General features: G+C 33.4%; 22 protein-coding genes. 15 read left to right on the top strand and 7 right to left on the bottom strand.

Annotated elements, in window-relative coordinates:
• Positions 1-87: 87 nt before the first annotated feature.
• The 6 genes from MKY60_RS10340 to MKY60_RS10315 all read left to right on the top strand — a co-directional run bounded on the left by MKY60_RS10340 (position 88) and on the right by MKY60_RS10315 (position 5,250).
• Positions 88-402 carry a metal-sensing transcriptional repressor gene (locus MKY60_RS10340; RefSeq protein WP_241599347.1) on the top strand — a complete coding sequence of 105 codons (315 nt, stop codon included), beginning with the start codon at positions 88-90 and terminating at the stop codon, positions 400-402.
• A 15-nt stretch (positions 403-417) separates the two neighbouring features.
• Positions 418-630, top strand: a complete 213-nt coding sequence (locus MKY60_RS10335) for a copper ion binding protein (RefSeq protein ID WP_241599117.1) — start codon at positions 418-420, stop codon at positions 628-630.
• A 109-nt stretch (positions 631-739) separates the two neighbouring features.
• Positions 740-946, top strand: coding sequence for a copper chaperone CopZ (copZ, locus tag MKY60_RS10330; protein ID WP_241599118.1), 207 nt, complete (start codon positions 740-742; stop codon positions 944-946).
• Between the two features lie 83 nt (positions 947-1,029).
• Positions 1,030-3,447, top strand: coding sequence for a heavy metal translocating P-type ATPase (locus MKY60_RS10325; RefSeq protein ID WP_241599119.1), 2,418 nt, complete (start codon positions 1,030-1,032; stop codon positions 3,445-3,447).
• 368 nt (positions 3,448-3,815) lie between these two features.
• On the top strand, positions 3,816-4,190 hold the full coding sequence (locus MKY60_RS10320) for a hypothetical protein (RefSeq protein ID WP_241599120.1): 375 nt from the start codon (positions 3,816-3,818) through the stop codon (positions 4,188-4,190).
• Positions 4,191-4,662: 472 nt separating this feature from the next.
• The gene (locus MKY60_RS10315) at positions 4,663-5,250 is read left to right on the top strand and encodes a YdhK family protein (protein WP_241599121.1); all 588 of its coding nucleotides are present in this window, start codon (positions 4,663-4,665) and stop codon (positions 5,248-5,250) included.
• A 185-nt stretch (positions 5,251-5,435) separates the two neighbouring features.
• Here MKY60_RS10315 and MKY60_RS10310 read toward each other — a convergent pair whose 3' ends face one another.
• Positions 5,436-5,825: a cytochrome C oxidase subunit II gene (locus tag MKY60_RS10310; protein WP_241599123.1), complete on the bottom strand. Its 390-nt coding sequence runs from the start codon at positions 5,823-5,825 to the stop codon at positions 5,436-5,438.
• Between the two features lie 352 nt (positions 5,826-6,177).
• Here MKY60_RS10310 and MKY60_RS10305 point away from each other — a divergent pair, with 352 nt between their 5' ends.
• From MKY60_RS10305 to spoIIP (MKY60_RS10295), 3 genes are all read left to right on the top strand, one after another.
• Positions 6,178-7,659, top strand: coding sequence for a multicopper oxidase family protein (locus MKY60_RS10305; RefSeq protein ID WP_340929751.1), 1,482 nt, complete (start codon positions 6,178-6,180; stop codon positions 7,657-7,659).
• 262 nt (positions 7,660-7,921) lie between these two features.
• On the top strand, positions 7,922-8,416 hold the full coding sequence (locus tag MKY60_RS10300; protein WP_338106595.1) for a C40 family peptidase: 495 nt from the start codon (positions 7,922-7,924) through the stop codon (positions 8,414-8,416).
• A 185-nt stretch (positions 8,417-8,601) separates the two neighbouring features.
• The gene (gene spoIIP, locus MKY60_RS10295) at positions 8,602-9,657 is read left to right on the top strand and encodes a stage II sporulation protein P (protein ID WP_241599127.1); all 1,056 of its coding nucleotides are present in this window, start codon (positions 8,602-8,604) and stop codon (positions 9,655-9,657) included.
• 130 nt (positions 9,658-9,787) lie between these two features.
• On the opposite strand, the gene spoIIP (MKY60_RS10290) is transcribed toward spoIIP (MKY60_RS10295), so the two are convergent.
• Positions 9,788-10,639, bottom strand: coding sequence for a stage II sporulation protein P (gene spoIIP / locus MKY60_RS10290; RefSeq protein WP_241599128.1), 852 nt, complete (start codon positions 10,637-10,639; stop codon positions 9,788-9,790).
• Between the two features lie 562 nt (positions 10,640-11,201).
• Here spoIIP (MKY60_RS10290) and lgt point away from each other — a divergent pair.
• Positions 11,202-12,062, top strand: a complete 861-nt coding sequence (gene lgt, locus MKY60_RS10285; RefSeq protein WP_241599130.1) for a prolipoprotein diacylglyceryl transferase — start codon at positions 11,202-11,204, stop codon at positions 12,060-12,062.
• A 333-nt stretch (positions 12,063-12,395) separates the two neighbouring features.
• Positions 12,396-12,722, top strand: coding sequence for a four-helix bundle copper-binding protein (locus tag MKY60_RS10280; protein ID WP_241599132.1), 327 nt, complete (start codon positions 12,396-12,398; stop codon positions 12,720-12,722).
• 165 nt (positions 12,723-12,887) lie between these two features.
• Here the strand turns inward: MKY60_RS10280 and MKY60_RS10275 are convergent, their stop codons facing one another.
• From MKY60_RS10275 to MKY60_RS10265, 3 genes are all read right to left on the bottom strand, one after another.
• Positions 12,888-13,520, bottom strand: a complete 633-nt coding sequence (locus tag MKY60_RS10275) for a TraX family protein (protein ID WP_241599134.1) — start codon at positions 13,518-13,520, stop codon at positions 12,888-12,890.
• 311 nt (positions 13,521-13,831) lie between these two features.
• Positions 13,832-14,995: an FtsW/RodA/SpoVE family cell cycle protein gene (locus MKY60_RS10270; RefSeq protein WP_340929749.1), complete on the bottom strand. Its 1,164-nt coding sequence runs from the start codon at positions 14,993-14,995 to the stop codon at positions 13,832-13,834.
• Between the two features lie 157 nt (positions 14,996-15,152).
• Entirely contained in the window at positions 15,153-15,701 is a 549-nt protein-coding gene (locus MKY60_RS10265) for a TVP38/TMEM64 family protein (protein ID WP_340879715.1), read from the bottom strand.
• Positions 15,702-16,311: 610 nt separating this feature from the next.
• Here MKY60_RS10265 and MKY60_RS10260 point away from each other — a divergent pair.
• Entirely contained in the window at positions 16,312-17,340 is a 1,029-nt protein-coding gene (locus MKY60_RS10260; RefSeq protein WP_340879714.1) for a rod shape-determining protein, read from the top strand.
• A gap of 211 nt (positions 17,341-17,551) precedes the next feature.
• Here MKY60_RS10260 and MKY60_RS10255 read toward each other — a convergent pair whose 3' ends face one another.
• A complete protein-coding gene (locus MKY60_RS10255) occupies positions 17,552-19,009 on the bottom strand; it encodes a UDP-N-acetylmuramoyl-L-alanyl-D-glutamate--2,6-diaminopimelate ligase (protein ID WP_340929747.1) in 1,458 nt (485 codons plus the stop codon).
• Positions 19,010-19,616: 607 nt separating this feature from the next.
• Here MKY60_RS10255 and MKY60_RS10250 point away from each other — a divergent pair.
• A complete protein-coding gene (locus MKY60_RS10250; protein WP_241599144.1) occupies positions 19,617-20,114 on the top strand; it encodes a C40 family peptidase in 498 nt (165 codons plus the stop codon).
• Between the two features lie 948 nt (positions 20,115-21,062).
• Here the strand turns inward: MKY60_RS10250 and MKY60_RS10245 are convergent.
• The gene (locus MKY60_RS10245; protein WP_340929746.1) at positions 21,063-22,055 is read right to left on the bottom strand and encodes a DGQHR domain-containing protein; all 993 of its coding nucleotides are present in this window, start codon (positions 22,053-22,055) and stop codon (positions 21,063-21,065) included.
• Positions 22,056-22,180: 125 nt separating this feature from the next.
• On the opposite strand from MKY60_RS10245, the gene MKY60_RS10240 reads away from it, so the two are divergent.
• Together MKY60_RS10240 and MKY60_RS10235 are read left to right on the top strand one after the other, a co-directional pair.
• Entirely contained in the window at positions 22,181-22,525 is a 345-nt protein-coding gene (locus MKY60_RS10240) for a helix-turn-helix domain-containing protein (protein ID WP_241599148.1), read from the top strand.
• Positions 22,526-22,778: 253 nt separating this feature from the next.
• Positions 22,779-23,006 (top strand): AAA family ATPase, encoded by a 228-nt coding sequence (locus MKY60_RS10235; protein ID WP_340929744.1) that lies wholly within the window; start codon positions 22,779-22,781, stop codon positions 23,004-23,006.
• The last annotated feature ends 3 nt before the right edge of the window (positions 23,007-23,009 follow it).

Here is a 23,009-nt window from a genome sequence, read left to right as displayed (position 1 = left end):
TTAACAAAAATCATTACGCTTTACATACCCCTGGTAGGTATTGTATTATATATATAAGGATAGGAGGTTGCTTAGTTGGACAATGTAATGGAAGAAAGTAAAGTCACACCCGATATATCTTGTAGAAAAAGTCATCATCCTGAGCATGTGAAAAAGGATCTAACAAATCGATTAAACCGTATTGAAGGTCAGATCCGAGGAATAAAAGGTATGGTAGACAAAGACGTCTATTGTGACGATATAATCACACAGCTTTCTGCAACTCAATCCGCTCTAAATAGTGTTGCTAAGGTACTTTTACAAGGACACTTAAAAGGCTGTGTAGTGGATAGGTTAGCTGAGGGTGACGATGAAGTGCTTGATGAATTATTAGTTACGATTCAAAAATTAATGAAAAAATAAGAGGAGGAATTTTAAATGGCAAATCAAGTTACAATACAAGTTCAAGGAATGACTTGTGGGGGGTGCGTAAAATCTGTTGAAAATAGCGTTAACGCACTTAGTGGTGTGGAGAAAGTTAATGTGCAATTAGAAACGGGAAAAGTGGATATAGAGTTTAATGATTCGCAAACAGATATTAAACAAATTACGGATGCTATTGAAGGTAAAGGATATACAGTAGTTGCCTAAAATTAATAAGAAAGTTTGGCTTGTAAATCACTGATTTTTTCTGTAAATTATACCCCTACACAGTATGCAGTATTAATTATTATTAATCGAAAAAGGAGAAGTGAGAAATATGGAAAACGTAACATTGAATGTGAGTGGAATGTCTTGCGGTCATTGTGTGAGTGCTGTTGAAGGTAGTGTAGGAAAATTAGAAGGTGTTAGTCTTGTAAAGGTTCATTTAGATTCAGGTAAAGTGGATGTAGCTTTTGATTCAGAAAAGGTAAATGTAGATAAAATTAAGGCAACAATTGATGACCAAGGTTATGACGTGGAATAAAAGAGTAAGAGTGCTATTTGGCACTCTCTTTCTTACTTCCATCTATACCCCCTGGCAGTATTTAAAGGAGAGGTTAAAACAAAATGAGTAATGAAGTAAAAGAAACCAGCCTACAAATTACAGGGATGACCTGTGCGGCCTGTGCAACAAGAATTGAAAAAGGCCTAAATAAAATGGAGGGCGTAGAACAAGCCAACGTAAACTTGGCTCTTGAAAAGTCTACGATTAAATACGATCCTGAAAAATTGACAAATCAAGATCTTGAAAAGAAAATTCAAGATCTAGGGTATGGCGTCGCAAAGGAGAATAAAGAGTTTGCAATAACAGGAATGACCTGCGCTGCCTGCGCTACGAGAATTGAAAAAGGTCTTAACAAGCTAGAGGGAGTTTCATTTGCCAACGTAAATCTAGCGCTTGAAAATGCAACTATTGAATATAATCCTTCTCAGATTAACGTTTCGGATATTATTGCGCGAGTGGAGAAATTAGGATATGGGGCAATCAATAAAGAAGATGAAAAAGAAGCAATAGATTACCGAGAGCAAGTCATTCAAAAACAAAAGAAAAAATTTATTATCTCTGCAATTTTGTCTCTTCCCTTATTGTGGTCTATGGTTGGTCACTTTTCTTTTACATCATTTATTTATATGCCCGATTTTCTTATGAATCCATGGGTACAAATGGCTCTGGCAACACCAGTCCAATTTGTCATTGGGAAACAGTTTTATGTAAGTGCTTATAAAGCATTGCGAAATGGGAGTGCCAATATGGATGTCCTAGTTGTTATGGGAACATCCGCAGCTTATTTTTATAGTGTTTATCAGGCCATCATTACCATAGGTGAGCATCACACTGCCCAACTGTACTTTGAAACGAGCTCAGTGCTGATTACCCTAATTATATTAGGTAAACTTTTCGAAGCAAAAGCAAAGGGGCGTTCATCTGAGGCTATTAAAAAGCTTATGGGACTTCAAGCTAAAACAGCCTTGGTCCTAAGAGATGAAAAGGAAATAGAAATACCTCTTGAAGAAGTTGTAACTGGAGATATTATTTTAGTGAAACCTGGTGAAAAAATACCGGTTGATGGAGAGGTTATGGAGGGAAACTCTGCTGTCGACGAGTCAATGTTAACTGGTGAAAGTATTCCAGTCGATAAAACGATTGGTGATTCTTTGTTTGGATCTACAATTAATAAAAATGGTTTTATTAGAATGAAAGCAACGAAAATCGGAAGAGACACAGCTCTTTCTCAAATAATTAAAGTAGTGGAAGATGCTCAAGGATCCAAAGCCCCAATTCAAAGGCTTGCAGACAAAATATCTGGCGTGTTCGTGCCAATTGTAATAGGTATTGGCATTATTACTTTTTTAGTATGGATTATATGGGTGAACCCAGGAGAAGTTACTCCTGCACTCGAAGCTCTGATTGCCGTTCTTGTTATTGCATGTCCATGTGCACTTGGTCTTGCAACACCCACCTCCATTATGGCAGGTTCAGGTCGGGCAGCTGAGTTTGGTATTCTGTTTAAAGGTGGAGAACATCTCGAAACCACGCACCATATTGATACAGTAGTTGTTGATAAAACTGGTACAGTTACAAATGGTAAACCAGAGTTAACTGATGTAATTGTTGCAGATGGTGTAAATGAAGAGGAGTTTCTTTCTTTGGTTGGTACAGCAGAGAAACAATCGGAACATCCACTTGCGGAAGCAATTGTGAAAGGAATTCAAAATAGAGGGATATTACTCGGTACAGTTCAAGATTTCGAAGCAATCCCTGGATATGGAGTAAAAACAACAGTTAATCAAAAAGAAGTTCTTGTAGGAACTCGAAAATTAATGAATCAGTATCACGTGGATATTTCTAACATATTAACAATAATGGAAGAATTAGAGGCAAATGGGAAAACTGCGATGCTGGCAAGTATAGACGGTCAATATGCAGGGCTTATTGCGGTTGCGGATACAATCAAGGAAACGTCTAAGAAAGCCATCAAGCGTTTACGCAATATGAATATTGAAGTGATTATGATGACTGGTGATAACCAACGTACAGCTAAAGCGATTGGTAATGAGGTTGGAATAGATCATGTTATCGCTGAGGTACTTCCTGAAGGAAAAGCCGAAGAAGTTAAAAAACTTCAGGTAGCTGGAAAGAAAGTAGCAATGGTTGGAGATGGAATTAATGATGCTCCAGCTCTTGCAGTCGCAAATATCGGGATGGCAATTGGAACAGGAACAGACGTTGCGATGGAAGCTGCAGATATAACATTGATTAGAGGAGACTTAAACAGCATAGCCGATGCAATTATTATGAGCCACAAAACGATGAGAAATATTAAACAGAATCTGTTTTGGGCATTCGCATATAACACGTTAGGCATACCGATTGCCGCAGTCGGGTTACTAGCACCTTGGGTAGCGGGGGCGGCTATGGCATTTAGTTCCGTATCTGTTGTCCTAAATGCATTACGACTTCAAAGAGTAAAACTAGAAAAGTAAAAATTTTAATCTGACCCACTTCGGTGGGCTAATTTTATTTATCTTACATGGTGTGTAAAAAATTTCAATAATAGACTACTACGTACACTAATTATGAAATCATTAATAAATAAAATACCCAACCTATAAAGAAGTGGAAAGATACAACTTCTGTATCTAGCCTTTGGTTAAAACCTCCATAATTTTATCTATGAATAATCACTAAGTTTGCACTATTAACATGTTTTTTGTAAGGTATTTAAAAGTCTTCCGAATAAAGATAAAGTTTACCATTCTATTATAGAATTTCAAGGCAATAATCACCTTTATTTTACGCATTTGAGTACCTTTAGAACATGATTGAATATAATAATTATGAGGTGAAAAATATGTGCTTTTCAACTAATGTAATCGAACAACAAGCTCTTATCATAAGTGATAAGATAATTAAAAACTCTATATATAAACCGGTAAGTTTGGATTTTATTAGTGAAAAGAATGTTGGAATACAAGATTTCACAATGCAAAGTAGCGGAAAAGAAATATCACTAATTACAAGGGTAAATTTAGAAAACAATGAAGGATTACAAATTAGTGTAGAACCAAATGAAAATGGGTTAAGGTACGCTATGGGGGAAATCTCTTATAAAGATTATAAAAAACTGCAAAATCAAGAAAGTAGACAGTTTATTTGGTATTTCTTCGCTATATCAAGCGCTTTTCTATTGATATCCTGGGCCTCTATCAGGTGGTTTTTTATATAATTGTTTCTAGACTTTACTACTCTTAAGTGAATAACTAATAGTAACCAATATGATAGATATTATTTAATATTAACGAGAGCGTTGATTTCACAAGAATCAATGCTCGTTTTGTATGTAAAATTATTTGTACGGAAGAATTGATTATTTTGTTGTTACGTCGTTTACTGTTAATACAAGTTATCTTATTTACTGCATTGATATACAAATTGTAGGAAAACAATATAAAAAATATGATGTGCTACGGTGTTTAAAAAAGGCCGTTTAATTTAAAATTAATCTAAAGTTCCTAGTTTTTTTTCAATCACATAGGGAACAATAAATTTATAAAGACAATTTACATAGTGATAAAATTCAGTTCATTACAATATTGAGTAACTGGTCTGCATAATTTTTCCATAATTTCAGTGTAAGATGTTTAAAACAACGAGGTGTATCTTGTTGTAAATTTATTAGAGTTTAGAGGAGGATAACAATGAGAAAAAAATTAATTATGGTACTTGGTTCGTTGGCTATCACAGTTACAATGTCTGCTTGTGCTGGTGATGAAAAGGAAACGAACACAAATGAAAGCGTGGACACGAACGAAAGTTCTGGTGAAAATATGGAAGGTATGGATCATTCAAGTATGGACATGTCTGGATCAGGAGAAGTTCCTGAAGGCTTAAAAGTAGCTGAAAATCCAACTTTTGAAGAAGGAAGTCAAGCGATTCTGGAAACAGATCACATGGAAGGCATGAAGGGTGCCGAGGCAACTATAGTGGGTGCCTACGACACTACAGTTTATACAATTTCATATACTCCGACAACTGGTGGAGAAAGAGTAGAAAATCATAAATGGGTCATTCAAGAAGAGATAAAAGATGCTGGTGATAATACTTTAGAACCCGGTTCTACAGTAACTATAGAAGCAGATCATATGGAAGGAATGAAAGGAGCAACTGCGGAAATTGATTCATCCGAAGATACAACTGTGTATATGGTTGATTACATTCCGACAACTGGTGGAGAAGAAGTCAAAAATCATAAATGGGTAACTGAAAGTGAACTGTCTGCTAAATAAAGGATAAATTCCTTAAACCCCCGTAAAAAGAGCTTATTCGTCAAAGAATAAGCTCTTTTTACAGGGGGTTTTAAGTAAAATAACAAGGTGAAGAGTTTTAAACTCTTACCTTGTATAAAACATATCTAGCTTGTTCTAATCTTTTATCGTCTACATTTAATAAAAGTTAGTAAAATTACTTAAAGTTAAGTGACAATTAGTGTTGACTTCATATCGGCGTGTCCCGTCCCACATGGAATATTACAATAGATTGTATATTCTCCCGGCTCTGGAGGTGTGAAAGTGGCCCCTCCATCACCTTTGATGTCAACATCAAGACCATCGATAGAAATTCCGTGCATACCTTCCTTGTTTGCAAAAGATATTTTAACCGTTTCACCGGATTTTACAGTGTATTCTGTCTGATCGAATTCAAAATTGATTGCCGTAATATTTAATTCATTGCTAACGTTTGCTTCATCTGAAGAACTTGTATTTTCTACCTGTCCAGTTCCATTACTTGTATCCTTCCCACCACACGCGGCAAGAACAAACAAAACACTTAAGAAAAACGTTGCCAATAACCATTTTTTCAATATGAATACCTCCTATGTGTTTGGGGATTTATTTCTTTATATCCCTCTATACATAATGATATCTATCATTTATCCATTTTCCATGGAGAAAATATGACAGAATGATGAACGATTATTATTGAGTAATAAATTTCACATTCATTCAATATTGAATCAGATGAAACAAAGTGCCCTTAATATCTACTTAGGTGTATTTACGGGATCAATTTACCCTTTAGAATTGCAATTAAATACTGTAAATTTTATACATATATTATGGCGGATTTGTTACACGCCCCTCATCTGCATATTTTTTTCATATTCTTTTGTTACGCTACAAAAGAAATAATCAAGAGAAGAGGGGAAATAAGTAATGGGAATAAAAATTAAGATTTCCGCATTGGCGATTAGTATATTGGTAATCAGCGGTTGCAGTAATACTAATTCACAACCAGATGAGGAAATGGATCATTCAACGATGGATATGGATGACGACATGAAGGAAAATGAGCATATGAGTCATGATGAGGTTGTAAGTCTAAACGACTCAACAGGGGAAAACGAATTGAAAATCCCTTCTATGCTAAAACCCGATAATGAAGAAGGAGTCGTCTACACTGTAAGAGCACAAGAAGGGAAAACTGAGATTTTCGATGGGATCGAAACAACTACATATGGATACAATGGGACGTTTTTAGGACCAATGCTTCGTCTTGAGAAAGGTGAGACAGTAAAAATTAGAACGATAAATGACCTCCAAGAGGATACAACTTTTCATTGGCATGGATTAGAGGTGTCTGGTGAAGAAGATGGCGGGCCACATAGCGTTATTAAACCTGGAGAAGAAAATATCATTGAATTTAAAGTGGCGCAGGAAGCATCAACGTTATGGTTCCATCCCCATCCGGTGGGCAAAACCGCTGAACAGGTATACAATGGGCTTGCAGGATTGATTTATATTGAAGATGAGAATTCAAAAAGTCTTGGATTGCCAGGTGATTATGGAAAGAATGATTTCCCCTTGATTTTTCAAGATAAAACATTTGATGATAAGAAGCAAATGAATTATAGTGCTGCAATGAATGAAGATGGGACAATCGGAGATACGTTACTGATTAATGGAACATTGAATTCAAAGTTGACTGTAAACAAAGAGAAAGTACGTCTCCGTTTATTAAATGGTTCTAATGCAAGGAATTTCACTTTTAAATTGAATACTGGAGATTCCTTTGTTCAAATTGCAACGGATGGTGGTTTTTTGAATGAACCGGTTACCTTAAAGGAAGTTACACTGACGCCTTCCGAGAGAGCCGAAATTGTTGTTGATTTTTCACAGCTTAACACAGCAAATGACTTGGCTTTGGTAAATGAGGATGGTTCTGTCCTTTTACCATTTGAGGTTTCGGATCAAAGTGGAATGAATAGCAGTATTCCAACAGAGATGAATAATTTTTCATTGACAGAAGAAGAGATGAATTTGCCAGTTACTAAGAAAGTGGAACTCTTTGGGATGATGGACCAAGTAACAATAAATGGAATGAAATTTGACCCGAATCGAATTGATTTTACTCAGGAACAAGGAGTTACGGAGGTCTGGGAAATTTATAATAAACCAGACGAGATGGGTGGGATGAATCATCCATTCCACATTCACGGGACACAATTTAAAATACTATCGAGAGATGGAAAAGAACCAGCGGAAAATGAAAGAGGATGGAAAGACAGTATATCTATAAAACCCGATGAGACAGTAAAGATTGCTGTACAATTTAAACATAAAGGCGTGTATATGTTCCATTGTCATATTCTTGAACATGAAGAGAATGGCATGATGGGACAGGTGAAAGTGGAATAAACTTAATATATTGATATGTTGGAAGTCTGTAAAATTAACGCTAAAGTATTTTTTCTAAGTCTAAGGGCTTATTCGTAAAAGAATAAGCTCTTTTGGTTTTAGTTAATTATTAACTATAAAATAGATTAAAAGACCCGAAAAATTATAGATTCAAAAATTAAACCAGGTATTTGTAATGAATTTGTAATTGAAACGTAATGAATATAATTGAGGAGTTGTGATAAAGTTATGCTTATAAAAATAATAACTACCGGGGTGTAAAATGAGAAATCGAATAATTCAAACATTAGTTGCAGTCTCTCTAATTTTTTCTTTACAATTATTTTCAGCGGATAAGGCCAATGCTGCTATTTCATCTGAAATTGGTTCTTTTGCTTCAAAGTTATATGGTACTCCTTATAAGTTTGGAGGAACAACTCCAGCAGGATTTGATTGTTCAGGATACATCAGATATGTTTTTAATAAATTTGACATTAGTCTACCAAGAACATCAGCAGAACAATTTAAGGTTGGTAAAACAGTTGCAAAAGATAAACTACTACCTGGTGACCTAGTGTTTTTTGCAAATACATATAAAAAAGGTATTTCTCACACTGGAATTTATTTGGGTAACGGGGAGTTTATTTCTGCAAAAAGTAAGGGTATTTTAAAAGCTAACTTAAAAACAGATCCTTATTGGGGACCTAAATATGCAGGAGCGAAACGGTTATCTAATGTAACTGTAGCTATGGAAAAAGGAAAAAATACTAATAACTAAGTTTTAGAGATTTTTTAAGTACAATCATCCACTTTATAGATGATTGTACTTTTTATGTTTTGGAGGTAAGAAAATCTTTCTTGTCCATATATTATCCACAATTATTTGTTATACTTTTTTATGGTATGTTTTTAATATAAATTAAACTAAATCGTATTCAAAAGATAAATTATAGGAGGGGCCAAATGTCTTCTAGCTCCCTAAACAAAGAAAAGAACACAATAAAGAAAAAGAAAAATACTTTACTAATAGTTTTATTATACCTGTCAATTTTGCTATTTATTCTTTTGCTTTTTGCTTTTTGGATGACATTTTTTTACAACCCTAAAGTAGAGGAAGAAAACACATTTGATGATAGAATCTACCCTTTTTTTCATGTTGAACCAATTAATAACTCATCTGATGAATTAGATGGGATATCTACTGAAACACCTAATCTAGATACAGGGGGGAAATCTAACTTGAATCTAGATGATAGGGATGAATTTGAGCCTACTATGGACGCTTTCTTTAACGAAAGAGAACTTATTATAAAGAATATTGATGCTCTTTTTGAAAATATGAAATCCCCCAAAGAAATTTCATCGTCCCATTCAACTTTCGGAAAGGAAGTCCTGTATATTTACCATACTCATAGCAGGGAATCTTTTTTACCATATTTAGAAGAAACTGATAAACCTGAAGAAGCATACCACTCAAAAGCAAATATTACATTAGTAGGAGAACTGCTTGGAAGAGCACTGGAAAGTAGGGGAGTAGGAACAACAGTCAATTCAACCGATATCGTTCAAGAACTAGCTACAAGAGGTTTAAACTATACCAGTTCTTATAATGTCTCAGGAGAGCAAGTACGTGCTGCGTTAAAAGAAAATAAAGATTTAGAGATCTTTCTAGATTTGCATCGCGATTCTTTACGTAGTGATTCTACTACTACTTTAATGAATGGAGTAAATTATGCCAAATTGTTATTTGTTGTAGGTACGGGCCATGAAGGTTTTGAAAAGAATCTTACGTTCGCGGAAGGTCTACAAACAATTTTAGATAATCAATACCCCGGACTGTCCAAAGGCATAATGCAAAAAAGCAGTAAACAAGGAAATGGAATTTATAATCAAGATATTTCTCCAAACTCTATTATTGTGGAAATTGGAGGCGTAGATAATACAGTAGAAGAGCTTCACCGAACTACAGAAGTTTTTGCTGATGTTTTAAGTGAATATTATTTTCATGAAGAAAAGTAAATCAAATTTTTTGATCCAAGACATTACTTAGTTCGTTGTCGTTTTCCTATTATATTTCAAATTACTTGATATCTTAAAGTTAAATGCACCTTAAGTCATAAGGCTTCAAGGTGCATTTCATTTTGTAATTTTAAAGTCCTGCATGTGATACTAGGTTATTAGATTGATCTTGTAATAGTTCTGAAATAGCTTTTGCTAAAACTGAAATTGTACGATTAATTTCTTCCTGAGTATTATCGATTCCACCAAGTTCTATTAACACCATATTGTTAGCAAGATCTTGATTATAAATGCCGTCCACATGGTCTCCTTTTTTACCGACGACGCCTTTAGATATTCCAGGAACCAATTCATTTAATTGTGAGGAAAGAAGTTGAGCATAGGATTTGTTTATAAGGTAATTCGGATGCTCTTCCCCCACTACAAAATATATTTTTCCAAATGTTTCATTATTGTAAGTTAGTGTCGAATTTTTCCTAGTTGTAGAATCTCTGTGTAAATCAATAATTATGTCGTATTTATTGTTCCGAACATTTTCTGTTAAATAAGGACGGACAACCTTATAGGCTTCTGGAAAAGTACGATTCGTTTTCTTTAACTCGCTCATGGTGTCAATTCCGAGAAACTCAGTTTCAATAGAATTTAGACTAAACTGATTTCTAATTATTTCTTCAAAAGCGGTTATGTTTGAGGTTGAGTGATATACCTCTGCTTGACCGGTCTCATTTTTTACTATTGGTATAAAGGATTCGTGGGAGTGTGTAAAAAGTAATAATGCTTTCTTTGGTTCAATGAAATTGATATTATCAAGATTTTGATTTTGAGTTGCAGCGTAGACGACTGATTTCTTGTCAGCCTTCTCAACAGCATTGTCCAGAATTCTTATTTGTTGAGGTTTACTAAGACTAAGAGTAGCTATAATAATTGGTGACATAAAAAGCAGTAAAGTTAATCCGACAATAGTTCTTGTTTGGTTTCGCATATTAAAACACCTCAAACAACAATATGTTGGAAGTTTAGGAAATAGAACCGGCTTTTGTAAGATAAGCCTTAAAATTTAAGGGAAGTGCACTAATATTACGACTAATATTAACTACATTGGTTCGTTCATTTAGTATAGGCTTATAAATCCATAATTTTTCCATATTTATTTGATATACTACTTACGTATTAATGAAACAAAAAGTACAACAATGAAATCAAAAATATGGATAACTATCATACGTCAGTATTTGTTATCAGGGGATGTAGCACGAATAATTCAGGTTATAATAAAATCACACTCATATAAAACAGTTGGAAGGGAAATGACAGACAGAAAAGTGAGATGGATATGGCCATATGAGCCTTAAGAACCCTTTAACATTAGCGGATTGAACAGGAGAAAATGATTTTAATATTCCATCCATGCTTGAACATGAGGATGAGAAAAGATTTGTATTTGAAAGCCAAAAAGGAATTACTGAAGTATTTGATGCAAATTAAAAGTAAATCTAGTTGGCATAGAATAAAGTATTTTACGGTAATTCAAGGAGGATTATTTAATGGGGATTATATTGACTGCTATTGATCCAATAGCATTTCAAGTAGGGCCTATATCTGTCCGGTGGTATGGGGTAATTATTGTGATAGGTATTATTTTAGCTTACTTAGTGGGGCAACGTGAAGTTTTAAAACGTGGGTTCCCGGAAGACTTTTTGACCGATTTACTCATGTGGGCTATCCCGATATCTATTATTTGTGCAAGATTATACTATGTATCAATGAAATGGGAATATTATGGGGCTAATCCTAGTAAAATCATTGAGATATGGAATGGTGGGATAGCGATTCATGGTGCCTTAATTGGTGCTTTTATTACTTCCTATATATTCTGTAAAATTAAAGAAGTTTCCTTTTTAAAAGTGGCAGATATTATTGTTCCAAGTATATTAATTGGTCAAGTTATTGGTCGATGGGGTAATTTTATAAACCAGGAGGCTTATGGGGGCCCCGTTAGTCGTGAATTTTTAGAGAATTTATTTCTCCCTAATTGGATTATTAATCAAATGTACATTGTAGAAATAAAAACATATGTTCATCCAACTTTTTTATACGAATCTTCATGGAATTTATTAGGACTATTCATTTTACTTGGGCTACGTAAAGTAAATCTACGCCAAGGTGAGATTTTCTTCACTTATCTAATTTGGTATTCTATCGGTCGCTTCTTTATAGAGGGAATGCGTACAGACAGCTTATATTTAATAGATGATTTACGTTCTGCACAGCTTGTATCAATCGCTAGTATTTTGATTGGTTTGATTGCTATCATTTATCGCCGTATCAACATCCAACCAATTGTTAAGTATTTAGATATGAATAAGCCAGTCACTATAAACAAGCCTTCGCAATCTAAAAAATAATAATCTTACTTACTGTTAAAATGGATAGTACAAAGAAAATCTCGTCACTCTCTTTAGAATTGACGAGATTTTTAGGTTTCTTACATATTCAATGGCAAAGATAATTACCAGAGACATTACAAAGGGAATAACCACTCTGGAGTAGTGGTCAAAGATTTTTTTCTCTTATGGTTAGAGAATCGCTTTTATTATTGTGAAAAAATAACATATAACAAAAAAAGGATATAGCAATTAAGGAGTTTTTAAGGAGTTTTTATTTTTTAGTTTGTACTTACATCTTCAGGGAATAGTAATAGAGAATAAAAATATTGTATATAAAAGGAGGAATTTTCAATGAATCAGAAATATGAAGAATGTCTTAAAGCTTGTATGGAATGTCTAAAGGCTTGTAACACATGTTTTGATGCTTGTTTAAGAGAAGGCGATGTTAAGATGATGGTCGATTGTATACGATTAGATCGCGCTTGTGCAGATGCTTGTGCCTTTGCGATACAAGCGATGACTTCGAACAGTCCTTTTGTGAAAGAAATATGCCAACTATGTGCAGAAATTTGTGAACGCTGTGGAGAAGAGTGTGCTAAACACGAACATGACCATTGCCAAAGATGTGCTGAGTCATGCCGCAAATGTGCTGAAGCATGTCGTAATATGAGCGCCTAAGAAGATTTACGGAGAATAAAACATTTTAAAAAGGCTACTGCAAAAGTCTAACTAAATGACTTTAGCGGTAGCCTAAAATTATTAAAGAAAATAATACATAATAAGATCCATTGAAGTTAATGAGGAGACTCATAGATCGTTACTTTTTACCTATAAAGTTGCATCTCATAACAAATAAGATAATATCCCTACTAGCAGTAAATGGCTAGGATAAAATGCTTGATAGAATTTTCTTGGTACTGGCATATGTGGTAGTTTATTTCTCCAAATAATAATAAGAGTTCCCAAAACACTTAACATTTGACCACTAATAAAATTACCAGTTTGTTGAAAGTTAAACATGATATTAAGAATTATATGAGCACATACTAGTTTAAACGCATTTTCTTTTAAAAAGTAATACAACAGACATAGTGATACACCATATATACCGTAACTAATGTAATCATTAAATATAATAACTACAATGCATATTCCTGTGATAAGAACCCATTTAAATACGGAATTGTATTTTTCATAAATATAAATCAAAATAGCTCCTACCAATAACCCAAATACAACATTTAAACCTAATGATGGAAACACAAGGTTATATGGGATTTGTGATATTAATGCGATAAATAAAAGTCGTTTAAGATACCGTTTTTGATTTCGTGTTCTACTTAATCCAATAACTATAAAAAAACAATAAAGAGGAAATGCTAGCCTTCCAATCATTCTCATTACTGAAACCTCCGGATAAAACGTAGCACCTAAATGGTCTATAAGCATCGTTATCATTGCTATCCATTCCAACATTTGAACACTCCTATAATAAAAGTCTCTTGAAGTAGAAAATTTGAATTTCTAATACCTCGATTGGACTGTCTATTGGGTAAAAGATAATATGGAAGACTAATAAATTCCCCTCTTTATTTTTTTCAATTGTTCTATCATGAGAATAGCTATTGAGAGTTAACTATTCACCTTATATTAGCGTTTTGAATTTTAAATATTGCAAAAAGAATTGCATTTAAAATTAATAGAAATAAATAGCTGCTAGAATTCCTACTATTAGGATGAGAAAATTACACAGAACGCCAAGTAATATTATTCTATTTTTTTGTATATTAATCATCTTCACCACCGAACATGTAGTCTTTCGTGTTAAGTGATATGTTTATGATTATACTTAGTGCAAAGATAGTAGCCAGAATGGAACTTCCTCCATAACTAAACAATGGAAGGGGAATCCCAGTAATAGGAACGAGGCCTATCACCATTCCAATATTTTCAAAAACATGAAATAAAATCATAGAAATAACTCCAGCAGCAATTAAAGTTTCATACTCACCTTTGTTTTTATACGCTATTCTGAAAATTCTGTATATTATAAGGTAATACATTAAAATTATTCCTGCAGAACCAACAAAACCAAACTCCTCCGAAATGGTTGTAAAAATAAAGTCAGAATGCGCCTCAGGTACTGCAACAACGCCATTACCGTATCCCTTCCCAGTTAACATACCTGAACCTATTGAAGTTATAGATAGACTTAATTGATAGCTTGTTCCCAAAGTGTCCGCGAATGGATCTAACCAAGAATTTATTCTTTCTATTTGATACCGGTCCATTACATACAATAATAAGTTGGGTCTGTATAAAAACGCTAATACAAATAATCCTAAAGATATTAATACAGTTACAAAAACAGATAATATTATTCTCATATTTATACCTGAGATGAGTATCATGCCTACCATAATAGAAACCATAACCATACCAGTCCCTAAATCGGGCTGAACAGCTACTAAGATTAACGGAATTAGAGTTACAGCAAGAATTTTAAATAACAGAAAAAAGTCTAACTTTAAAGATTTTATTGGATATTTCTCGTTGTGATTAGATATTACTCTCGCTAAGTAAAGAATTAAAAAGATTTTCATGAATTCTGAAGGTTGAATAGAACCAAATCCCGGTATTAAAAACCAAGCTTTTATTCCTTTAATATTAGGTGCTATTGTTTCTGGAGATATAATAAGCAAAGCCAGAATTAAGTTACCAAATATATATAAATAAAGAGATAATTTTTTTATTTGTTCAAAATCAAAAAAATATACAATTGCCGAAATGATCATGCCGAATATGAACCATATTGCTTGTTTTAACGCAAAGTTATCATCATACGGCAAAAATTTTTGTGCGCTATATATGAAGGTACAACTTACAATCATAAACAAAATAATTACCAAGTAAATTATTATATCTAGATTATTGAATTTATTTTCTTTCATTTATTTACCTCTTTATTAAATCTAATATAAATAGTAATAGTAGCTATTCTTTTTTAATACTAACCAAGGGGTAGAGTCATCGTGTTAAAAGAGACTAGCTATTTCTTTCTAAAACCTAAAGTGGAAAACTAAGTTGTTTATATCAGTGAATATCTTATTAATTAGGACTCTTTTTAATCCAAAAAAGTGTAAATATAACCAATAACAAGATCATAACCCCGTATAAATAATTCATTGATATTTTTTGAAGAACCCCAAAGACTATTGCCACTTCGACGACAACTGCAGGTACTTTCCCGATTGAACTTGCAGTCATAAAACGCCATCCGTTAATAGTTGTTAAAGAAGCACCTGCGGTAACTATCCCAGATGGAACAAATGGTAAAATTCGAAAAAGAATAATTAGTGTGAACACATGCATGCGAGAACTATTTTTTATAGTTTTAAAAATTGAATGACTTAGCCATCCAGGATTAATTTTAGAGAAGCCCCACCGATACATGTGAAAACCAATAATTGCACCAAAAATTTCTCCTGTAAATGTAAGAATGACACCAAGCACTAAACCCAAGGAGTTTATGTTGATAGCAGTAACAAAGAAACTTGGTATAAAGCCAATTGCACCAATCCCCAAGTTCAAGAAAAGTAATAAGATAAATTTTATTGTTGTGCTCATTAAAGAAATGAGTGTTATCGATTCATTCACAGATTATAAACCACTTATGATAATGATTATAGTATTTACTTAGTATCATCTATTTATATTGTCGCTCCATCATCGTTTCACAAGCGGTTTGTACAGATGATGAGGATACTCCTTCCTTATGTACTGTATATAATAGCGAAAAAGTATGGAAAAGTTATGGAGAATTAGTTTTTAATTCATCTTATTTAAATGCATTTATCCTTCCTTCTTGTTTCTTATCTTGACCTATGTTATATCCTTCAGGTAAATAGTTCCAATAATTGTAATTTCCTATCCATTAATTAATGTAATTGTGCATAATAGAAGTCTAGAATATTCAATCGATGAAAATAAATATATATAGATAGACACGACAAGCTGACTACGGTGCTAGCCAGTTTTTTAAATTTGAATCCGTTTAATTATATGCATTCTAACTATCTCCATATTTTTTGCATAATTTTCGAGTATTTTAAATAATAGCCCTTTAAAGTTAAATACAAAATCAAAATTAAATCGTTTTTGTTCAGATGAAAAAGAGGGAAGTATAATGACAGAACTAGTTCTGGCACTTAAACTAATTGGTTGTTCTATTTAAAAGTTCTAAGACAACATAGAGGAGAAATAGATGATGTTTAGTTACAAAACAGCAGATATAGGAATAGATTTAGGAACGGCTAACACCATTGTAATTGTAAAAGGAAAAGGCATTGTTGTACGCGAACCGTCGGTTATTGCGATAGAAAAGAATACAAATAAAGTCGTTGCTGTTGGAAATGAAGCAAAAAAAATGATTGGACGTGCACATGGAAAAATTATTATAATACGACCTATGAGAGATGGAGTGATTGCGGATTATGAAAATACAACACTTATGTTGAATCATTATATTAAACAGGCAAAAAAGCAGAGCATTTTTTCTTCCAAACCTCGTATTGTAGTATGCGTTCCATCGGGCGTTACAAGAGTTGAAAAACGTGCAGTAATTGATGCTGTGATTCAAGCAGGAGCAAGAGAAGTGGTTCCAATAGAAGAAGTATTTGCTGCAGCCATTGGGGCAGGATTGACTGTATGGGAGTCAACAGGTTCGATGGTTGTTGATATCGGTGGAGGGACGACGGAAACTGCTATTATTTCATTAGGTGGGATTGTCGTTAGTCAATCCATTAGAGCTGCCGGTGATGAAATGGATCAGACCATTATGAACTATGTTCGTAAAACGTACAATTTGATTATTGGAGAGCATACAGCAGAACAAATTAAAATTGAAATGGGTCAGTCTGAAACAGAAGAAGATATTTTCAAAAGAAGCGTTAATGGAAATAAAGAAATTCGTGGACGTGATTTATTGACAGGACTGCCTAAGACTGTTGAAATCTCAGATTATGAAGTTCGGGAGGCACTAAGTGATACGATACAAGCCATTGTTGAATTGGTAAGAGCTACGCTAGAACAAGCCCCACCTGAGCTTGCTGCAGATATTCTAGAAAGAGGTATTGTGTTAACTGGCGGAGGTGCTATGCTACGAGGTTTAAACGAGATACTTAATGTAGAAACAAAAATTCCAGTCTTTATTGCGGACAACCCACTCGATTGTGTTGTAAATGGAACGGCAGAAGTATTTAAAAACATACATTTATTAAAAAGTAAAGGGAAGTGAAATTCCATTTATTTATTCAAAAAATCATTGTTTCTCGTATCCTGACTGCCGACAAAATTCAAACAGCCGATGCAATAAACGATTTCTTATAGTTAGCAATGAACAAAAAAGGATCACCCCTAAAGGGTGGTCCTTTTTGTTTGTAGACTATTGTTATCTTAATTTAGGAATATAAAATCCCTCCAAAAACAGATGCAAAATAATCCATAATTTAACTTTTGGAATAAAAAGGATCTACGTTTTGGACCTGGTCAAATAAATACTGTAATGTTTGGGAGTCAGAGAGAGTAGGTATAGAATAAATTTGTTGATAAAGTTCATTTCCTTTACCGGTTATAACAATCCAATCACGATTCTTTGCCAGTTCCCATGCGTATTTAATAGCATCTGTTCGATCAGGAATTATCACGCATTTTTCATGATGTCCAAAAGACTCAAGGTCTTTAATCATTTGATCAGAAGTAACTCCATTTAAATCATCAAACGTTAAAATACAGTTATCACAGTACTTCAAAGACATGTTAAACATCTTTATCCTCTTTTTCACATCTCGATTACCTCTAAAACCGAAGATATGAATAATTTTTCGCGGTTCCTGTGATTTTACTGTATCAAGAATGTGATAAAAAGCTTTTTCTGTATGTGCATAGTCTATTAAAAAAGTAGCACCACTAGGATGAGGATGAATTTGATACCTTCCAGGTATTCCTTTAAATTCTTTCAAAGCATCTACAATTATTGGGGGACTGAATCCTAAAGAAACAGCTGTAGAAAAGGCTAATGCAGCATTTTCAATATTGTGCTTTCCTTTCATGCTTGTTGTCAGGAGATTTCCTTTGTTACTGTACATGGTGTTTCCGAAAAGCTCTTTACCATTAATTGTATAGGTAGGATTATTTCCATTAATCTTAATCAATTTTTTCTCAAGTAAATTCACATATGTACTTAACCTCTCCCCCCATTCACTTGAGGAGTGAACAATTGCTATTCCATTTGACTTCATGTGAGTAAATAAAGACTGTTTTGCTTTAAAATAAGACTCCATATCACGATGGTAGTCTAAATGTTCATGCTCTAAATTTGTGAAAATGCAATAATCAAACTCAATCCCCTCAACTCGATGTTGAATTAAACCATGGGAAGATACTTCCATGATTACTACTTGATCACAACTTTCTGATAAAAGTCGGTGATAGGTTAAAGCATCTAGAGTAGTGTGAGAGGAAGGAATTTCATTTCCGTTGATTATAGTTGAGATACTGCCAAATAGTGAACAGGGTAATCCTTGCGACTCTAAAATGTGCTTTAACATATAAGAAGTCGTTGTCTTGCCATTTGTACCTGTAATGCCTATTATTATTTTATTGTTTGTTGAATTGCTGTAAAAGGTCTTAGCTAAAAGAGCCAATGCTTTCCGTGAATTTGGAACTTGAAAGTAAGGAACATCAAGTGATTCTAATACTTGCTCTCCTATTATAGCAATGGCTCCATTCTTTTTTTCGTCATTAATAAAACGGTGACCATCTGTATGATTACCTGTAATCGCAATGAATAAAAATCCACTCTCAACCTTTGAGGAATCGAAGGCTATTCCTTTAACATTTAAGTTTTGATGTACTCTGTTATTGACTGTAATAGATAATGTTTTTAGTAGATATCGTAGATTCATATAATTATTTCGCTCCATTAGTTTATCGTGTTGTTGACCTGACGAGGGAATTAATTTCTTTGTATCATAAATAGATATTCAGGAACCTTGAACATAAAATTCAATTGAAAGCAATGATTTGTTGATTTTATATTTGTTGCAAAATTGAACATTAATGATGCAAATAAAATACTATAATATTTTGTTGTTTTTTTGTAACATGAATAGATTACACAAGAAATATGGAGAAAATATGCAGATTAAAATTTGTTTTAAAAATGTAATAAAAGCGGAACGTTTAACCCATTTGGCTTCGGAGAACATACTTGATGAACAATAAAAACAATCATTTTGAGGTGATTATTATAACGAATCACCTGCATAAGGAATGTATTAGAAACTTTTGAAACGTTAATATCTCAAGATGAACGTTGGAAACTCTACGGTTGCTGCCTTTTCTCGAATTAGCTCAGACTACTCTCAAATACTTAAAAGGGTTAGTAGGTTTAAACTGTAATCTCTTTGTTACAAAAATGTAAAATTTAAAATGCATATTTCGTGGTAAACTGGGTTTAGTTAATTTTCAGATAATTTAAGCTAGAGCTATAAAACGGAGGATTTAATTTATATGAAATTACAGTCACAGTTGTTTAAAGGCATTTCGATACTCACATTCGCATTATTTCTCTTTTTAGCTCCATTAGCTAATCAAGTAGAGGCTTCAAGTGGGATACACTCAACACAAGTTGTATCAGCTGCTGAAAAAGTTATAGGTACCAAATATGTTTGGGGCGGCACGACACCTAGAGGCTTTGATTGCTCAGGATTCATTGGTTACGTATATAAACAAGTCGGTGTTACGTTACCACGAACAACTGGAGGTATGTCTGTGACTGGAACATCGGTCGCAAAAAAGAACCTTAAAGCAGGCGATTTAGTATTTTTTAATACGTTTGGCAAAGGTGTCTCTCACGCTGGGATATACATTGGAGATGGGAAGTTCGTCCATTCTTCATCTAGTAAAGGTGTTTCAGTATCAAAATTAAACGATCCATATTATTGGGGTCCAAAATACATAGGTGCTAAGCGTGTCGCAAATGTCCAAGCAACTTTAGCAAATAAATAAACCTACATATTCAAACGCCTTTTCGCAATTCGCGGGAAGGCGTTTTTATGTCCGCCCAGCATGGGCGGAATCTATAGGGTGAAAGTCCCGAGCTGTGAAGGTAGAAGTAACAGTTAGCTTAACGCAAGGGTGTCCATGGTGACATGGAATCTGAAGGAAGCGAGCGGCAAACCTTCGGTCTGAGGAACACGAACTTCATATAAGGCTAAGTACAATTGGGTAAGTTTGCATAACAAAACAAAGCCCTTTCTACCGAAGGTTGTACGGAGTAAATGAAGCAGATAGGTGGAGGGGAAAATTACGCTCTTACCTGGGGAGATCTGATTGTACGTCAAGTACACTTGATAACCTAGCTAGTGATGGATAGCTGAACAATTAAGAGAGAACAACGTTCTGGGCATTCAGTAAACTATACTGAACACAGATAACCGATAGGGCATACTTGATGGAGGAAATGGTGAATTCCATGAGGGACCTCAAGATGGTGTAGCAGAACTAGCATAAGAAGAAACGTCGTTAACGGAAAGAAGACATAACAAATGTTAATGCCATTCACTACTATGACTCTCTACTCCACATTTTATTGTGCAGATCTCAACGAATAAATAAAGATCTTTCGCGACAGCAGTAGCAATAAATGTTCTTATCATCATGTTTTTTTATTATCATAATAAACTTCCCCCCCAATATACACTATTAATTGTCTATTACTTGTAAATTTATTCTTAAATCCAATAAATTGTTTAGAATATTTTTCTTAAATCACGAGGTAATGAAAACCGCTGGTATCTCAATGTTTATAGAGGGAGGTTACTTTAATATGAAGAATTACAATCGCTTACATATTAAAAGATGAATAAGAAAAAGGAGTTTGGAATATTTCATTCCAGACTCCTTTTGTCTACAAGTTGAACAAAGTTAGATATAAAATAGATTTAAATATAGTTGTTAGATTAAACAATTTAAAATATCCTGTGCTAGAAGTTTTGAACCACTTACTCCTTTAAGGTATTTTAAGTCCCCGTTAGTTGACCAATCAATTTGTCTCAAATTCTCTAATAAGGGTAATAGCCTTGTAGAATTTATTTGCTGACTTTTACTCAAAAAGTTACTATTTAAAATCTCATTTCCTGCTATAGCTAAGGCATTTAACGACACAATATGTGACAATCTATAAGTCTTGAAATCCTCCCATTGTTCAGGAAATAATTCTTTAATTTTATTAAAATAAAACATAGCAATGCTCGTAACTTTTTCTTTAGTTAAATTTTCAAGTTTTGACTTTTTAATAAGTAAGGTTACTAAATTATAAAGATTTTGTAGAGTAATATGTTTGTCCTTTGTTCTTTTACCAATAAGTGTCCCTTTACTAAAAAAAGGACTATCAGGACGAAGTATTAAGTTTGTAGCTACCCAACTGATATCATCATTATCTCTATTTAAATATTTGCTTAAAGATGTTCCAATCCCCTTCGCTTTTGTATTTATTACATTAAAAAGTTTAATCTCTTCATCCTCTTCTAAATAGTGGAATGCTAGAAAAGGAACGTTTAACGTTGCATTTGTAGTTTTTACATACTCTTTAATTCCTGATAATCTATGTTGGCCATCCATCAAAGAGGCTTTACTACTAGCAATTAATCTCCCAAATAAAGGACGATCTTTACTATATGCATGAAAAACCCAGTGTCCAGTTGCATTTAACAAGATTGGTGTATATAACGCATCTTCACCCTGTGATAAATAATTTGCAAAATCCATACTACGTCGTTTGTTTATAGGTCTTTGATAGCCCTTTCCTGATGGATCATTGAATGGTTTTGAGAAAGAGAAATTGATAGCAACTTGTGATGAAACAAATCCTTGATAAGCTACTCGACCTCGCATCTTAAATTGTGTAACATTTTCTATTATAATTTTTGTTGATAAATAGTTACTCATATTATTTCACTCCTCTCACATTTTTAAATAATAGTACTTATAAGTGCATAAATCAATGGAAATTATATCATGTGTATCTGTTTAGTGTTAATTTCCTCACCTAATCTTAGGAAGAGGTGAGGAATATGGGGAACATAGTAAAATTAGTAGGGATGAACATTCGCGAAGTTAGAAAAAAGAAGCAATTAACGCAAGAAGAATTATCTGAGAAGTCTGGCCTTCAAACTTCATTTTTAGCAGGAGTTGAAAGGGGGGAAAGAAATATAACATTAGAAACCTTGGATAAGATAATAAGTGGTCTAGAGGTGGATGTAAAAACGGTATTTAGTTTTAATGATATTACTCCTGATGAACATTTCGGAAAAAAAGAAATTCTTGATTTAATTAGCAATTTATTAGCTGACAAAGATATAAAAGAAACCAAATTAATCTATAATTTAGCAAAAGAAATCTTCGATACATTAGGATAATAGTATTTATAAAGCAATTAGAATATAGCATCTGCGAATTCAAATGCTTGAATTTATATATTTATTTAATTGATACCTGCTTAGTTAGGTATCATTTTTTATTTCATTTCAATCTCCATATTTCTGCATAAAAATTATATTATCTCTCAGACACGTCAGATATTTTTGTAAAGATATAGGATAAATGAAGGTTATAATTTAAAAATAGAAAATATTGTAAAAAGTATGTATAAAAAATGGAGGAGGAATAAATTTGAAATTGAAGAAACTTACTATTAGAAATTATAAAGGAATCAAGAAACTTAGCTTAAACATTGAAAACATTTCACTTATAATTGGTCCTAATAATTGTAACAAAAGCACAGTACTTCAAGCATTAGTTCAGTTTTCTATGAATGAAAATAAAACTAAAAAAAAGATCTTTATCATAGACATTTTACTAATGAACCTATTAGTTTTCATGCTACATTTGATAATTTAACCC

Source organism: Psychrobacillus sp. FSL K6-1415, from assembly GCF_038003185.1.
Classification (GTDB): domain Bacteria; phylum Bacillota; class Bacilli; order Bacillales_A; family Planococcaceae; genus Psychrobacillus; species Psychrobacillus psychrodurans.
This window is presented reverse-complemented; position numbering and strand designations above follow the sequence as displayed.

Coding starts and splice junctions, on each gene's coding strand:
- MKY60_RS10270 (WP_340929749.1), bottom strand. CDS start 14,995: ATGAAAGAAAATAAATTCAATAATCTAGATATAATAATTTACTTGGTA.
- MKY60_RS10260 (WP_340879714.1), top strand. CDS start 16,312: ATGTTTAGTTACAAAACAGCAGATATAGGAATAGATTTAGGAACGGCT.
- MKY60_RS10250 (WP_241599144.1), top strand. CDS start 19,617: ATGAAATTACAGTCACAGTTGTTTAAAGGCATTTCGATACTCACATTC.
- MKY60_RS10335 (WP_241599117.1), top strand. CDS start 418: ATGGCAAATCAAGTTACAATACAAGTTCAAGGAATGACTTGTGGGGGG.
- MKY60_RS10245 (WP_340929746.1), bottom strand. CDS start 22,055: ATGAGTAACTATTTATCAACAAAAATTATAATAGAAAATGTTACACAA.
- MKY60_RS10255 (WP_340929747.1), bottom strand. CDS start 19,009: ATGAATCTACGATATCTACTAAAAACATTATCTATTACAGTCAATAAC.
- MKY60_RS10240 (WP_241599148.1), top strand. CDS start 22,181: ATGGGGAACATAGTAAAATTAGTAGGGATGAACATTCGCGAAGTTAGA.
- MKY60_RS10280 (WP_241599132.1), top strand. CDS start 12,396: ATGAATCAGAAATATGAAGAATGTCTTAAAGCTTGTATGGAATGTCTA.
- MKY60_RS10305 (WP_340929751.1), top strand. CDS start 6,178: ATGGGAATAAAAATTAAGATTTCCGCATTGGCGATTAGTATATTGGTA.
- MKY60_RS10320 (WP_241599120.1), top strand. CDS start 3,816: ATGTGCTTTTCAACTAATGTAATCGAACAACAAGCTCTTATCATAAGT.
- spoIIP (WP_241599128.1), bottom strand. CDS start 10,639: ATGCGAAACCAAACAAGAACTATTGTCGGATTAACTTTACTGCTTTTT.
- MKY60_RS10340 (WP_241599347.1), top strand. CDS start 88: ATGGAAGAAAGTAAAGTCACACCCGATATATCTTGTAGAAAAAGTCAT.
- MKY60_RS10315 (WP_241599121.1), top strand. CDS start 4,663: ATGAGAAAAAAATTAATTATGGTACTTGGTTCGTTGGCTATCACAGTT.
- MKY60_RS10300 (WP_338106595.1), top strand. CDS start 7,922: ATGAGAAATCGAATAATTCAAACATTAGTTGCAGTCTCTCTAATTTTT.
- spoIIP (WP_241599127.1), top strand. CDS start 8,602: ATGTCTTCTAGCTCCCTAAACAAAGAAAAGAACACAATAAAGAAAAAG.
- MKY60_RS10275 (WP_241599134.1), bottom strand. CDS start 13,520: ATGTTGGAATGGATAGCAATGATAACGATGCTTATAGACCATTTAGGT.
- MKY60_RS10325 (WP_241599119.1), top strand. CDS start 1,030: ATGAGTAATGAAGTAAAAGAAACCAGCCTACAAATTACAGGGATGACC.
- lgt (WP_241599130.1), top strand. CDS start 11,202: ATGGGGATTATATTGACTGCTATTGATCCAATAGCATTTCAAGTAGGG.
- copZ (WP_241599118.1), top strand. CDS start 740: ATGGAAAACGTAACATTGAATGTGAGTGGAATGTCTTGCGGTCATTGT.